This is a genomic window from Nocardiopsis sp. NPDC057823 (assembly GCF_042797335.1).
In the GTDB taxonomy this organism is placed as follows: domain Bacteria; phylum Actinomycetota; class Actinomycetes; order Streptosporangiales; family Streptosporangiaceae; genus Nocardiopsis; species Nocardiopsis changdeensis.
In genome coordinates, this window is record NZ_JBHVLR010000028.1 from 55,938 (window position 1) to 68,573 (window position 12,636).

Genomic DNA, 12,636 nt, shown 5'->3' on the forward strand with positions numbered 1-12,636 from the left:
ATGGACTTCGCCTTCGACGGGGAGACCGAGGAGCTGCGCGAACGGCTGCTCGCCTTCATGGACGAGCACGTGTACCCGGCCGAGCCGCTGCTGAGTGAGCAGCTGGCCGCGCGGGAGGACCCCTGGTCCACCGCACCGGTGGTGCGCGTGCTCCAGGAGAAGGCCCGCGAACGCGGCCTGTGGAACCTCTTCCTGGCCGGGCACCCCGAGCACGGCGGGCTGAGCAACCTCGCCTACGCGCCGCTGGCCGAGATCACCGGGCGCAGCCCCCGGCTGGGCCCGATCGCGCTCAACTGCGCCGCCCCCGACACCGGGAACATGGAGGTGCTGACCATGTTCGGCACCCCCGAGCAGAAGAAGCGGTGGCTGGAACCGCTCCTCAACGCCGAGATCCGCTCGGCGTTCGCGATGACCGAGCCCGCGGTGGCCTCCTCCGACGCCACCAACATCGGCACGAGCATCGTCCGCGACGGCGACGAGTACGTCATCAACGGGCGCAAGTGGTTCATCACCGGCGCGCTCAACCCCGAGTGCGCGGTCTTCATCGTCATGGGCAAGACCGACCCGGACGCCGAGCGGCACCGCCAGCAGAGCATGGTCCTGGTCCCCCGCGACACCCCCGGGCTGACGGTCGTGCGCGGCATGACGGTGTACGGCTACACCGACGGCGACCACGGCGGGCACGCCGAGGTGGTCTTCGAGGACGTGCGGGTGCCGGCGGAGAACCTCATCGGCGGCGAGGGCGAGGGCTTCGCGATCGCCCAGGCCCGCCTGGGGCCGGGCCGCATCCACCACTGCATGCGGCTGATCGGCATGGCCGAGCGGGCCCTGGAGCTGACCTGCCGCCGGGTGCTGGAGCGCACCGCGTTCGGGCGCCCGCTGGCCGCCCAGGGCGTGGTGCGCGAGTGGATCGCCGAATCGCGGGTGGAGATCGAGCAGCTGCGGCTGCTGGTGCTCAAGACGGCCTGGCTGATGGACACGGTGGGCAACAAGGGCGCGCACACCGAGATCCAGGCGATCAAGATCGCCACCCCGCGCACGGTGGAGCGGATCCTGGACCGGGCCGTCCAGGCGCACGGCGCCGCCGGGGTGAGCCAGGACCTGCCGCTGGCCGGGTGGCTGGCCGGGGCGCGCTCGCTGCGGCTCGCGGACGGGCCCGACGAGGTGCACCTGCGCTCGCTGGGCCGCGCCGAGCTGCGCAAGTACGCCTGACCGCCGCGTCCGGCCGCGGAACACCGCCAGGGGCCGGGGGGATCCCCCCCGGCCCGTGTCCGGGCTACTTCTCCGGGCGCAGCCCCGCGACGAGCAGGTCGGCGAAGTGGCGGCCCACGTCCTCGCCGGTGAGCGCGCCGCCCGGGTGGTACCAGGTGCTCAGGTGGTGGACCGAGCCGAAGTAGTAGTTGACCACCAGGTCGGCGGAGACGTCGGCGCGGAAGACGCCCTCCTCCTGGCCCTCCCGGACCATGTCGCGGAAGATCTCGTGGTAGCGGCGGCGCTCGCTGCGCACCTCCCGCTGCTTCTCCTCGCTGAGCTGGTGCATGGAGCGGAAGAAGATGACGGTGTCGTCGAGGTTGGCGATGCTGGTGACGATGACGTCGGCCGCGGCCGCGTGCACACGCTCGGCGACCGGGGCGTCGAGCCGGGAGATGCGGACCAGGTGCTCGGTCTGCATGCGCAGCACCCGGGCGTAGACCTCGTAGAGCAGGTCGTCCTTGGAGCCGAAGTAGTGGTACATGGCGCCCTTGGTGACCCCGGCGGAGACCACGATCTCCTGGACGGAGGTGCCCTCGTAGCCGCGTTCGGCGAACAGCCGGGTCGCGGCCTCCAGCAGGCGCTCGGGCACCGATCCGCGTCCGGTCCCCGCCTCGGCCGTGCGCCGCGCCATCGCCATGTCCCGTCCCATCCCGCCGCCGCCGTCGGCGGCGGCGCACCCGTTCGTACGTCCGGTCCAGCATACCGACCGGCTGGTATCAGCGCACGTGCACCGGAGGCCGCCCGGATCACTCCGCGCGCACGTCGACCGCCCGCCCGTCGGGGTCGGTGAACGTGTACCGGCCCGGCGCCAGGGCGGGGTCGGTGCGGTGCGCCGGGACCGCGAACCCCAGGCGCAGCGCGCCGGTGGCGCGCTCCCCCGTGGCCGGGTACAGCTCCAGCACCAGGCCGCCCGCCAGGACCGCCGCGTGGTGCTCGGGGCCGGAGCCGTGGCGCTCGCGGACGAAGCGCAGGCCCAGCCCCTGGTAGAAGGCCCGGCACTCGTCCGGCCGCGGGCTGTACAGGACGATCAGGGTCCCCCGGCTCTCGGCGCCCTCCAGGACGGCGCGGGCCCGCGCGTACCTGGTGCGCAGCCGCTCCGCCTGCTCGGCGGGCAGGGCCGCCAGCCGGGCCTCGTCGGAGTTGTGCGCGTTGTCGGCCAGCTTGACCAGGCGGCCCAGCGGGTCGGCGGCGGCGCGGGCGATGAGCTCGTCGTAGGTCTCGCCGGGGCGGCGGCTGACCGCGAGCACGGCGCGCACGACCTCCTCGGGGCAGCCGCGGGCGCGCAGGTCGTCGGCGGTGAGGTCGGTGTCCTCCAGCACGTCGTGCAGGACCCCGGCCACCTGGGCGCGCTCGCCGTGGGCGGCCAGCAGGTCGCGGACCGCGTAGACGTGCTCCACATAGGGGCGGCCGGCCTTGTCGACCTGTCCGGCGTGCGCACGGGCGGCCAGCTCCGAGGCCTGCTCCAGGGTGAGGGCCATGGTGTCGCCTCCGCTGGGTGGGACGGGGGTGGGGTGACACCAGGGTAGGCGGCGCGGCGGGCTCAGCGGTCCAGGAAGTTCGCGGCGTACTCCTCGCCGGGCGGGACCTCGGTGATGACGTCCACGAGGATCCCGCCGGGGTCGGCCACGATGAAGTGCCGCTGCCCGAACTCCTCGGTGCGGATCGCCAGTTCGGGGCGCAGGCCGCCGCGCACCACCAGGCGCTCCCACTCGGCGTCGACGTCGGCCACCTCGAAGTTCAGCAGGATCCCGCGGGCGGGCTCCCGGAAGCCCTCGGGGACGGTGGGGTGGGCGGGGTCCAGCAGGGCCAGCTCGACCTCGGGCGGGCCGGGCCGGCGCAGGCTGACGTACCAGTCGGCGGCGAAGGTCTCCTCGAAGCCGAACCAGGTGACGTAGAAGTCGCGGGACTCGGGGAGGCGGGCGGTGCCCAGGACCGGATAGAAGGAGTTCAGCTTCATGGCACTTCCTTTCACATACCAGCGGTATGCGAAATAGACTATTCGCGTACCGTCGGTATGTCAAAGATCGGAGGACCGCACCATGCCCGAGGCCACCGGGGTCCGCGCACGGCAGCGCGAACAGACCCGCCGCACCCTGCTCCGCGAGGGCCGCCGCCTGTTCGCCGAACACGGCTACGCCGAGGTCGGCCTCAACGGGGTCGTGGCCGCGGCGAAGGTGACCAAGGGCGCGCTCTACCACCACTTCGACGGCAAGGCCGCGCTGTTCCGGGCGGTGCTGGAGGGGGTCCAGGAGGAGGTCGCCGCCGCCGTCGCCACCGCCGCCGACGCCGAGCCCGACCCCTGGGACCGGCTCACCGCCGGGTGCCGGGCCTTCCTCGCCGCCGCGACCGCGCCCGACGTCCGCCGGATCATGCTGGTCGACGGCCCGGCCGTGCTGGGCTGGAGCGCCTGGCGGGAGATGGACGAGGCCAACTCGGCCCGCCACCTCACCGAGGCGCTGACCGAGTTGGTGGCGGCGGGGGTCCTGCCGCCCCGCCCGGTGGAGCCCGCGGCGCACCTGCTCTCCGGGGCGATGAACGAGGCCGCGCTGTGGCTGGCCGACCGCAGCGGCCCGGGCGACCTGGACGCGGTGTGGGAGGCGCTGGAGCCCATGCTGGAGTCGCTGCGCGCGGGCCGCGGCCCGGGACCGCGGCCCGGACGGTGACCGATAGGGTCGTGCCCATGCCGGAAGAGCGGGAGAACCAGGCGGAGCAGGGGTTCCGGGACGATTTCGTCCAACGCTTCGCGGACCACTGGAACGCCCAGGGCGGACCCCGCTCGGAGGGGCGCATCCTGGGCTACCTGCTGGTCGCCGACGACGAGGCGGTCAGCGCCGAGCAGATCGCCGAGGGGGCCGGGGTGAGCCGCGGCTCGGTGTCGGAGGCGGTGCGCCGGCTGCGCAAGGCCGGGTTCGTGGACCTGGTCGAGACGCCCGGCGAGCGGACCCGCCGCGTCACCGTGGACGAGGACGTCTGGGGCGGGTTCCTGCGCAACGAGCGCGCCTACCTCCAGCGGCAGAAGGCGCTGGCGGCCGACGCCCTGGAGCGGCTGCCGGGGCTCAGGCCCCACGCCCGCGCCCGGCTGCGGAACATGCACGACTACATGACCTGGCTCGACGACCACCACGACGCGCTCCTCGCCCAGTGGGAGGAGTACAAGGCCGCCCGGGAGGGGTAGTCCGGGCGGCCCGGACGGGTGGTCAGGACCGCTCGTGCGGGATCACCAGCGGGGTCCGGGTGCGCGGGTCGGGCACCACGTCGCAGGGCAGCCCGAACACCTCCCGCACCCGGTCGGCCGTGATGACCTCGTCGGGCGGGCCGTCGGCGACCACGCTCCCCCGGTCCATGAGCACCAGGCGGGTGGCGAACCGCGCCGCCTGGGCCAGGTCGTGCAGCACCGCGACCACGGTGCGGCCGCGCCGGTGCAGGTCGGCGAACAGCTCCAACAGGTCGTACTGGTGGGCGATGTCCAGGTAGGTGGTCGGCTCGTCCAGCAGCAGCACCCCGGTGTCCTGGGCCAGGACCATCGCCACCCACGCCCGCTGGCGCTGGCCGCCCGAGAGCGAGCCCACCCGGGTGTCGGCGAGGTCGGAGAGCCCGGTCAGCTCCAGGGCGCGGTCCACCGCCTCGTCGTCGGCCGGGCTCCACTGCCGCAGCAGCGTGTGGTGCGGGAACCGGCCGCGGGCGGCCAGCCCGCGCACCGTGATGCCCTCGGGCGCGGTGGGGCTCTGCGGCAGCATCGCCATCCGGCGGGCGACCGCCTTGGCGCGCTGGGAGCGGATGTCGGTGCCGTGCAGCAGCACCCGGCCCGAGACCGGCCTGTTGATCCGCCCCAGGGCCTTGAGCAGGGTGGACTTGCCGCACCCGTTGGGGCCGACGATCACCGTGAACTCGCCGTCGGCGATGCTCAGGTCCAGGCCGCGCACGACCGGCTCGGCCCCGTACCCCAGGGTGAGGTCCTCGGCGGACAGTACCGGGCTCATAGGACTCCCTTTCGCCATTCGCGGATGAGCAGGTGGCCCAGGTAGACGCCGCCCAGGGCCATGGTGAAGAGGCCGACCGGCAGGCCGTCGCCGACGGGCGACTGCTGGACGCCCAGGTCCGCGGCGGCCAGCAGGAGGGCGCCGGTGGCCGCGGACAGGACCAGGTGGGGCCCGGCCGCCCCGGTGAGGCGGCGGGCGATCTGCGGCGCGGTCAGCGCCACGAACGCGATCGGCCCGGCCACCGCCACGGCGGCCGCCGACAGCACCACCGACAAGCCGATGGCCAGGGTGCGGGTGCGGGCCGCGGAGGCGCCCAGGGCGTCGGAGAGCTCGTCGCCCATCTCGTTGACGGCCACGGGGCCGGCCAGGTACACCAGCAGCGGCGCCGCGAGCAGGAGCGCTCCCCAGATGGTCGCGGCGTGGCCCCAGTCGCGGGCGCCCAGGCTGCCGTTGACGTAGGCCGACAGCACGTTCGCCTGGTCCCGGGCCATGACCGACACCACGAAGTGGGTGAAGGCCTGGGCCATGGCGGCCACGCCGATCCCGGCGACGATGAGCCGCCCGGGGTGGCGCAGCCCGGTCCCGGTGCTCAGCGCCACGAGGGCCATCGCCAGGACCGCCCCGGCCAGCGCGCCCAGCGGGATCGGGACGGTTCCGGGCAGCAGCAGGGCGGCGCAGGCCGCCCCCGCCCCCGCGCCCGCGCCGAGCCCGATGACGTCGGGGCTGCCCAGCGGGTTGCGGGTGACCGACTGGAAGAGCGCGCCGGACAGGCCCAGTGCGGCGCCGGTGCCCAGGGCGACCGTCAGCCGGGGGCCGCGCAGGCGCTCGAACACGAACGCCTCGGCGCCCTCTCCCCCGCCGGCGACCACGGTGGGGATCCGGGTCAGCGGGATGCCGAGCCGCCCCAGGGAGAGCGTGGCGGCCGCGACGGCGAGCACCGCGAGCACCAGCAGCACCCCCCACAGCAGGGAGCGGGGGTGGACGGGCAGGGCCACGGCCCGGCCCAGGCGCAGCACCGGGTCGCGGCGGGTGGCGGCCGGGGCCTGCGGGGCGGGTCCGGTGAGGGTTCGGTTCATGAGGTCGTCCGCATCTTCCGGACCGCGTACAGCAGCACGGGCGCGCCGACGAACGCGGTGACCACACCGACCATGAGCTCGATGGGCCGCACCACGGTGCGGCCCGCCACGTCGGCGAGCAGCAGCAGGACCGGGCCGACCAGGAGCGCGAAGGGCACCTGGAGCCGGAAGTCGACGCCGACCAGGGCCCGCACCACGTGCGGGACGGCCAGGCCGACGAACGCGATGGGCCCGGCCGCGGCGGTGGCCCCGGCGGCGAGCAGCACGCCCGCCACGAGCCCGGCCGAGCGGGTCCAGGCCGTGTTGGCCCCGGTGGCGGTGGCCGCCTCCTCCCCCAGGGCCAGGGCGTTGAGGCCGCCCATGGTGAGCACGGCGAGCAGCACCCCGGCGCCGACGACCGGGAGCACCGCGACGATCACGTCGAAGCCGCGCCCGGCCAGGGAGCCCACCACCCAGTAGCGGTAGCTGTCGAAGGTGTCGGGCATGCTCAGCGCGATCGCCTGGACGTAGGCCATGAGCACGGCGGAGACCACGGCTCCGGCCAGGACCAGGCGGACCAGGCCCGCGTCGCCGCCGCGGCTGCCGACGGCGTAGGCGGCCAGGCCCGCCGCCAGCGCTCCGGGCAGCGCCCACCACACGGTGCCGGTGACCGAGGTCGGCCCGAACAGCGCGGTGGCGGTGACCACGGCGGCGGCCGCACCGGCGTTGACGCCGAGCAGCCCGGGGTCGGCCAGGGGGTTGCGGGTGACGCCCTGCATGAGGGTGCCCGCCAGGGCCAGGGCCGCGCCGACCAGGACGCCCAGGACGGTCCGGGGGACGCGGCTGTGCACCACGGTGGTGATGTAGGGGTCGGCATCACCGGTGAGCACCCGCCACACGTCGGGGAGCGGTGTGGGCTTGCCGCCCGCGACGAGGCTGAGCAGGATCGCCCCGGCCAGCGCGGCGACGCCCGCGCCGAGCATGAGCACGGCGCGGGCGGGGCCGGTCCGGGGCGGCGTCGTGCGTGTTCTCACAATCGCCTTACCGGTGCGTGTCAGCCGTCGAGGTTCGCGGCGGCCTCTTCGATGAGGGGCACGTAGCGCTCCAGCGTCCAGGGGACGGTGAGCGGGTTGATGATGGAGGAGGCCGTGACGAAGGGCTGGTCCTCGGGGGCGACGACGGAGCCGCGCTCGACGGCGGGGATCGCCTGGTAGAGCTCCTGGGCCTCGATCTCCTCGCGGTTCTCGGGGCTGCTGTAGAAGGTGAAGACCAGGTCGCTGTCGGCGAGCTTGTCGGCGTTCTCCAGGCCGATGACGGCGGAGTCGGTGCCCTCGGTCTCGGGGAAGGTCTCGACGACCGGGTCGACCTGCAGGCCCAGGCCGCGGACCATGGCGACGCGCTGCTCGTCGGGCAGGAAGACGCCGAGGGTGCCGGGGCCGGTGTTGTACACGTAGGAGAAGGTCAGGTCCGCGAACTCCGGGTTGGCGGCGGCGGCCTCCTCGAACTGCGTCTCGATGCCCTCGATGAGCTCGCCGGCCTCCTCGGGCTTGCCCAGGGCCTGCCCGATGATCTCGATCTGCTGGTCCCAGTCGGTGCTCCAGGGCAGGTCGGGGTAGGCGACCGTGGGGGCGATGTCGGTGAGGACGTCGTACTGCTCCTGGGTGACACCGGACCAGGGGGCGAGGATGACGTCGGGCTCCAGCTCGATGATGGCCTCGAAGTCGATGTCGTCGGCCCCGGCGAACTGGGTGGGCGGCTCGGCTCCGGCCTCGGTCACGGCCTCGTGGATCCAGGGGAGGTAGCCGGTCTCGTCGCTGCCCCACTCGTAGCTCTCGATGCCGACGGGGACGGTGCCCAGGGCGATGGCGGTCTCCGCGGAGCCCTGGCCCAGGGTGACGACCCGCTCGGGCTGGGCGGGGATCTCGGCGGTGCCCAGGGCGCTCTCGATGCTGACGGGGAAGGCGCCGTCGGCCGATTCCGCGGCGGGGGCCCCCTCCTCGGCGGCGGGGGTCCCGCAGGCGGCGAGGCCCAGGGTCAGCAGGGCCGCGATTCCGATGCCGCCGGCGCGGCGCAGGGTGGAGTCCATGTGCACAGGTGCTTTCTCGGTGAGGATCGGCCGCGCTTTGGGCAGGCGACCGCTGCGCACGGGTCGGGAGACCCGGGGGAGGCGCAAAGGGGCGAAGCGGGATGATCCCGGCAAACGAAGGTTAGTCTAACCTCACCTGGTCCGCATTTCAAAAAAGTTGAAATCACCCGGCGGGCGGCCACCGCAGGTCACCGGCGCGCACACCGGGTTCAGCGCGACAGCAGCACGCGCGACTCCCAGGGCCGCAGCGGCGCGAACACCCCCTCCGCCGCCGGGTGGGTGCCCAGCAGGAGCTCCGGACCGGGGCCCGCGACGGCCGGGTCGGCGTCCACCGCCACCGTGTCGGCACTCCAGTTGGCGAGCACCGTCAGCACCGTGCCGTCCAGCGTCCGGGTGTAGGCGTACAGGGCCGGGTGCTCGGGCAGCAGCGGGGTGTAGGACCCGTGGACGACCACCGGGTGCTCCTTGCGCAGCGCGATGAGCCGCCGGTAGTGGTGGAACACCGAGTCGGGGTCGGCCAGCGCCGCCTCGGCGTTGACCTCCGTGTGGTCGGGGTTGACCGCGATCCACGGGGTGCCGGTGGTGAACCCGGCGTTCGGCGAGGCGTCCCACTGCATCGGGGTGCGCGCGTTGTCCCGGCTCATCCGGGCGATCCCCGCCATCACCCGCGACTCGTCGGCCCCCGCGGCCATCGCGTGGAGGTAGTGGTTGTGGGTCTCCACGTCGCGGTACTCGGAGATGTCGGAGAAGCCGGCGTTGGCCATCCCCAGCTCCTCGCCCTGGTAGACGTACGGGGTCCCCTTCATCATGTGCAGCGTGGTGGCCAGGGTCTTGGCCGAGGCCGTCCGGTGCTCCCCGTCGTCGCCGAACCGGGACACCGCCCGGGGCTGGTCGTGGTTGTTCAGGTAGAGGCTGTTCCACCCCCGGTCGGCCAGCCCGAGCTGCCAGCGGTCCAGGGAGTCCTTGAGGCGGCGCAGGTCCAGCGGCACCCGGTCGAATTTGCCGCCGGGCCCGTGGTCGAGGTCCACGTGCTCGAACTGGAACACCATGGACACCTCCCCGTCCACCGGGTCGGTGTGCGCCCGGGCCTGCTCCACGCTCACCCCGGGCATCTCCCCCACCGTGAGCACGTCCCGCCCGGCGAAGGCGGCGTCGCGCAGCTCGCCGAGGAACTCGCGCAGCCGCGGCCCGTTGATGGAGTACTCCGCGAACAGGCCGTACCCGCCCCCGGGGGGTACGGGGCCGTCGGGCAGCCCGGGGACCTTGGACACGAAGTTGACGACGTCCATCCGGAACCCGTCGGCGCCCCGGTCCAGCCACCAGCGGGCGATGTCGTGCACCTGCTCGCGGACCTTGGGGTTCTCCCAGTTCAGGTCGGGCTGGTTGCGGGTGAACAGGTGCAGGAAGTACTCGCCGGTGGCGTCGTCGCGGGTCCAGGCCGGGCCGGAGAAGACGGAGCCCCAGTTGTTGGGCGGGCCGTCGCCGCGGCCCGGGCGCCAGAAGTAGAAGTCGCGGTAGGGGGAGTCCCGCGACGCCCGGGAGTCGGCGAACCAGGGGTGCTCGTCGCTGGTGTGGTTGACGACCAGGTCCATGATGAGCCGCATGCCGCGCTCGTGCAGGCCGTCGCGCAGCCGGTCCCAGTCGGCCAGGGTCCCGAACCGGGGGTGGATGCCGAGGTAGTCGCTGATGTCGTAGCCGTTGTCGGCCAGGGGCGAGGGGTACACCGGCGACAGCCACACCACGTCCACGCCGAGGGTGTGCAGGTAGTCGAGCCGGTCGATGACGCCGGGCAGGTCGCCCAGGCCGTCGCCGTCCGCGTCCTGGAAGCTGCTCGGGTAGATCTGGTACACGACGGCGGACTTCCACCAGGGGTCGGCGGGGGTCTGGGGCATCGGCGTCTCCGGGTTCGCAGGGGTCCTCGCCCCTGCTTCCTGCCCCGCCCCGCCCCCGGCCGAACCCCCGCCCGGCCCGGTAGGGTGGCAGCGCCCGCGGACCGGGCGTACCGCGGTGGAGCGAGCGCGAGGGGTGGCACATGTGTCTGCACGGAACCGGTGAGACCGTCCGGGCCAGGACGGCCGGGGAAGCCGCCGCCACCGCCTCCGCGGGGGGACGGCCCCCGGCGGAGCCCCCCGCGTGGCCGCGGGGGTACCGGCACGTCGCCGACCTCAGCCACGTGATCACCCCGTCCCTGCCGGGGTGGGACGACGAGAAGCCGCGCCGGGAGACGGTCTCCGGGCCCGCCCCCGACGGCGAGTTCGGGTTCTACGTGCAGCGGTGGACGCTGGGCGAGCACACCGGCACCCACCTGGACGCGCCCGGCCACGTGATCGGCGGGGGCAGGATGGTGCCGGACATCCGCCCCGAGGAACTGGTGGCGCCCGCCGCGGTGATCGACATCTCCGCCCGGGCCGCCGAGGACCCCGACACCTCCGTGACGGTGGACGACGTGCTGGCGTTCGAGCGCGCGCACGGGGAGATCCCGCGCGGTGCAGCGGTGCTCATGCACTCGGGGTGGAGCGCCCGCTGGGAGCGGGGCGACGCCGCGGTGCGCGGTACGGACGGGGACGGGTCGTGGCACTTCCCCGGGTTCTCGGCGGAGGCCTGCGACTTCCTGATCTCCCGGCGGGGCATCGTCGGCACCGGGGTGGACACGCTCAGCACCGACCCGGCCGTGTCCGCGGGGTTCGAGGCCCACGAGGTGGTGGGCCGGGCCGACCGGTGGGGCCTGGAGGCGCTGCGGGGCCTGGACCGGCTGCCGCCCGCGGGCGCCCTGCTCACCGTCGGCGTGCTGCCGGGCGCGGACGCCTCCGGCGGGCCCAGCCGGGTCCTGGCCCTGTGGTGAGCGGGTGGCTCACGCCTGAGGGGTCCGGTCCGCTCCGGGCCCGTCGGGGGTCCACTCCAGCAGCACGATGGTGGCGTCGTCGGTGAAGCTGCCGCGCTGGTGGTCGTGGATGGCGTGGATGAGCCGCCGCAGCGTCTCGGGGGCGGGCTCCTCGGCGGAGGTGGCGCGGATGATGAAGTCGGCGAACCGTTCCAGGCCGAACATGCGGCCCTGCCCGTCGTGGGCCTCGGTCACCCCGTCGGTGTAGAGCAGGATCTGGTCCCCGGGTTCGAGCCGGAGCTCGTGGACGGTGCGCGCGGTGCCCGCGCCGATCTCGACCAGCCCCAGGGGGAGCTCGGAGTCGCGTTCCAGGGCGCCCGGGGCCAGCCGCCCCTTGCGGATGAGCAGCGGGGCGGGGTGGGCGCAGTTGACCCACGAGAACAGGCCGTTGCCCAGGTTCAGGGTGGCGAAGACGCCCGTGCAGAAGCGTTCGGGCAGCCAGGCGGTGAGCGCCTCCTCCACCTCGGCGGTGAGCTCCCTCAGCCCCGCGCCGTTGCGGCGGGCGCTGCGGGCGCCGGCCATGGCCACGGACGCGGTCAGGCCGGAGGCGAGGTCGTGGCCCATCGCGTCGAGGATGGCCACGTGCAGGACGTCCTTGGTGATGGAGTGGTCGAAGGCGTCGCCGCCCAGCTCGTAGGCGGGTTCCAGGACGGCGGTGGAGATGCCGCGGGCGGTGCCCAGGGTGCGGGGCGGCAGGAAGGCGCGCAGCATCTCGGTGCGCAGGTGCACCGGGCGGGTGCGGGTGTGGCGGGCGTAGGTGTCGCTGTAGGCGCGTTTGGACGTGATGACCAGGCCCAGCAGGGAGGCCAGGGTCTGGCAGCGGCGCAGGGTGGGCTCGTCCAGGAAGGAGGCGCACACGCACAGGACGCCCATGCGGTCGACGCCGTCGCGCAGCGGCAGCCACAGCTCCAGCCGGCCACCGGCCTCGATCAGGCGCAGGGTCTCGGAGCGGTAGGCGCTGCCCGCGGTGGTGCCGTCCACGGCGAGGGGCTCGCCCTCGGTGAGCGGGACCAGCAGGCGCTGCTGGATGTCGACCACGTAGACGATGATCCGGTCCAGGCCGATGGCCGCGGCGTAGGACTCGACCGCCTCCAGGACCTCCAGCGGCCCCCGGTCGTGCACCGACCGGACCAGCTCGTCGAACAGGTACTCGCCCTCCGGGTCCGTCAGAGCCATGCGCACCACCCCCTTGCGCCATCTCACACCACGAACGCGGCGAAGGGGCGGTGGCGGGCCCGCGTGTCCCCGGACCGGGGCGCGGGGCGAGGCGTCAGGCGGACTTCTTGCGGTGCTCGGGCTCGATCTGCGCCCGCGGCACGATCGTCGGATTCACGTTGTCGATCACCGTCTCCCGCGAAATGATCACCCGACCCACATCCT

13 protein-coding genes are annotated in these 12,636 nt (G+C 74.1%); 4 read left to right on the forward strand and 9 right to left on the reverse strand.

Features of this window, described 5'->3' with window-relative positions:
* Positions 1 to 1,212, forward strand: a complete 1,212-nt coding sequence (locus ACFVNO_RS29520; protein WP_378897467.1) for an acyl-CoA dehydrogenase family protein — start codon at positions 1 to 3, stop codon at positions 1,210 to 1,212.
* Positions 1,213 to 1,276: 64 nt separating this feature from the next.
* Here the strand turns inward: ACFVNO_RS29520 and ACFVNO_RS29525 are convergent, their stop codons facing one another.
* The 3 genes from ACFVNO_RS29525 to ACFVNO_RS29535 all read right to left on the reverse strand — a co-directional run bounded on the left by ACFVNO_RS29525 (position 1,277) and on the right by ACFVNO_RS29535 (position 3,211).
* Entirely contained in the window at positions 1,277 to 1,891 is a 615-nt protein-coding gene (locus tag ACFVNO_RS29525) for a TetR/AcrR family transcriptional regulator (protein WP_355266318.1), read from the reverse strand.
* A gap of 109 nt (positions 1,892 to 2,000) precedes the next feature.
* On the reverse strand, positions 2,001 to 2,732 hold the full coding sequence (locus ACFVNO_RS29530; RefSeq protein WP_355266321.1) for an HD domain-containing protein: 732 nt from the start codon (positions 2,730 to 2,732) through the stop codon (positions 2,001 to 2,003).
* Between the two features lie 62 nt (positions 2,733 to 2,794).
* Positions 2,795 to 3,211 carry a VOC family protein gene (locus ACFVNO_RS29535; protein WP_220560132.1) on the reverse strand — a complete coding sequence of 139 codons (417 nt, stop codon included), beginning with the start codon at positions 3,209 to 3,211 and terminating at the stop codon, positions 2,795 to 2,797.
* Positions 3,212 to 3,293: 82 nt separating this feature from the next.
* Between ACFVNO_RS29535 and ACFVNO_RS29540 the strand changes: the two genes are divergently transcribed.
* On the forward strand, positions 3,294 to 3,917 hold the full coding sequence (locus ACFVNO_RS29540; RefSeq protein WP_378897472.1) for a TetR/AcrR family transcriptional regulator: 624 nt from the start codon (positions 3,294 to 3,296) through the stop codon (positions 3,915 to 3,917).
* Positions 3,918 to 3,934: 17 nt separating this feature from the next.
* Positions 3,935 to 4,429 (forward strand): GbsR/MarR family transcriptional regulator, encoded by a 495-nt coding sequence (locus ACFVNO_RS29545; protein WP_220560130.1) that lies wholly within the window; start codon positions 3,935 to 3,937, stop codon positions 4,427 to 4,429.
* A 22-nt stretch (positions 4,430 to 4,451) separates the two neighbouring features.
* On the opposite strand, the gene ACFVNO_RS29550 is transcribed toward ACFVNO_RS29545, so the two are convergent.
* The 5 genes from ACFVNO_RS29550 to ACFVNO_RS29570 form a co-directional block, all read right to left on the reverse strand.
* The gene (locus ACFVNO_RS29550) at positions 4,452 to 5,234 is read right to left on the reverse strand and encodes an ABC transporter ATP-binding protein (protein WP_378897475.1); all 783 of its coding nucleotides are present in this window, start codon (positions 5,232 to 5,234) and stop codon (positions 4,452 to 4,454) included.
* Positions 5,231 to 6,310, reverse strand: coding sequence for an iron chelate uptake ABC transporter family permease subunit (locus tag ACFVNO_RS29555; RefSeq protein WP_355266330.1), 1,080 nt, complete (start codon positions 6,308 to 6,310; stop codon positions 5,231 to 5,233). Before ACFVNO_RS29555 ends, ACFVNO_RS29550 begins: the two co-directional genes overlap by 4 nt.
* Positions 6,307 to 7,272, reverse strand: a complete 966-nt coding sequence (locus ACFVNO_RS29560) for an iron chelate uptake ABC transporter family permease subunit (RefSeq protein ID WP_355266359.1) — start codon at positions 7,270 to 7,272, stop codon at positions 6,307 to 6,309. Before ACFVNO_RS29560 ends, ACFVNO_RS29555 begins: the two co-directional genes overlap by 4 nt.
* 71 nt (positions 7,273 to 7,343) lie before the next feature.
* A complete protein-coding gene (locus ACFVNO_RS29565) occupies positions 7,344 to 8,375 on the reverse strand; it encodes an iron-siderophore ABC transporter substrate-binding protein (protein WP_378897490.1) in 1,032 nt (343 codons plus the stop codon).
* A gap of 209 nt (positions 8,376 to 8,584) precedes the next feature.
* A complete protein-coding gene (locus ACFVNO_RS29570) occupies positions 8,585 to 10,267 on the reverse strand; it encodes an alpha-glucosidase (protein ID WP_355266333.1) in 1,683 nt (560 codons plus the stop codon).
* Between the two features lie 140 nt (positions 10,268 to 10,407).
* Between ACFVNO_RS29570 and ACFVNO_RS29575 the strand changes: the two genes are divergently transcribed.
* Complete coding sequence (locus tag ACFVNO_RS29575) at positions 10,408 to 11,217, forward strand: cyclase family protein (RefSeq protein ID WP_355266336.1); 810 nt, start codon at positions 10,408 to 10,410, stop codon at positions 11,215 to 11,217.
* A gap of 9 nt (positions 11,218 to 11,226) precedes the next feature.
* Here the strand turns inward: ACFVNO_RS29575 and ACFVNO_RS29580 are convergent, their stop codons facing one another.
* Complete coding sequence (locus ACFVNO_RS29580; protein WP_355266339.1) at positions 11,227 to 12,432, reverse strand: PP2C family protein-serine/threonine phosphatase; 1,206 nt, start codon at positions 12,430 to 12,432, stop codon at positions 11,227 to 11,229.
* Positions 12,433 to 12,636: the final 204 nt, after the last annotated feature.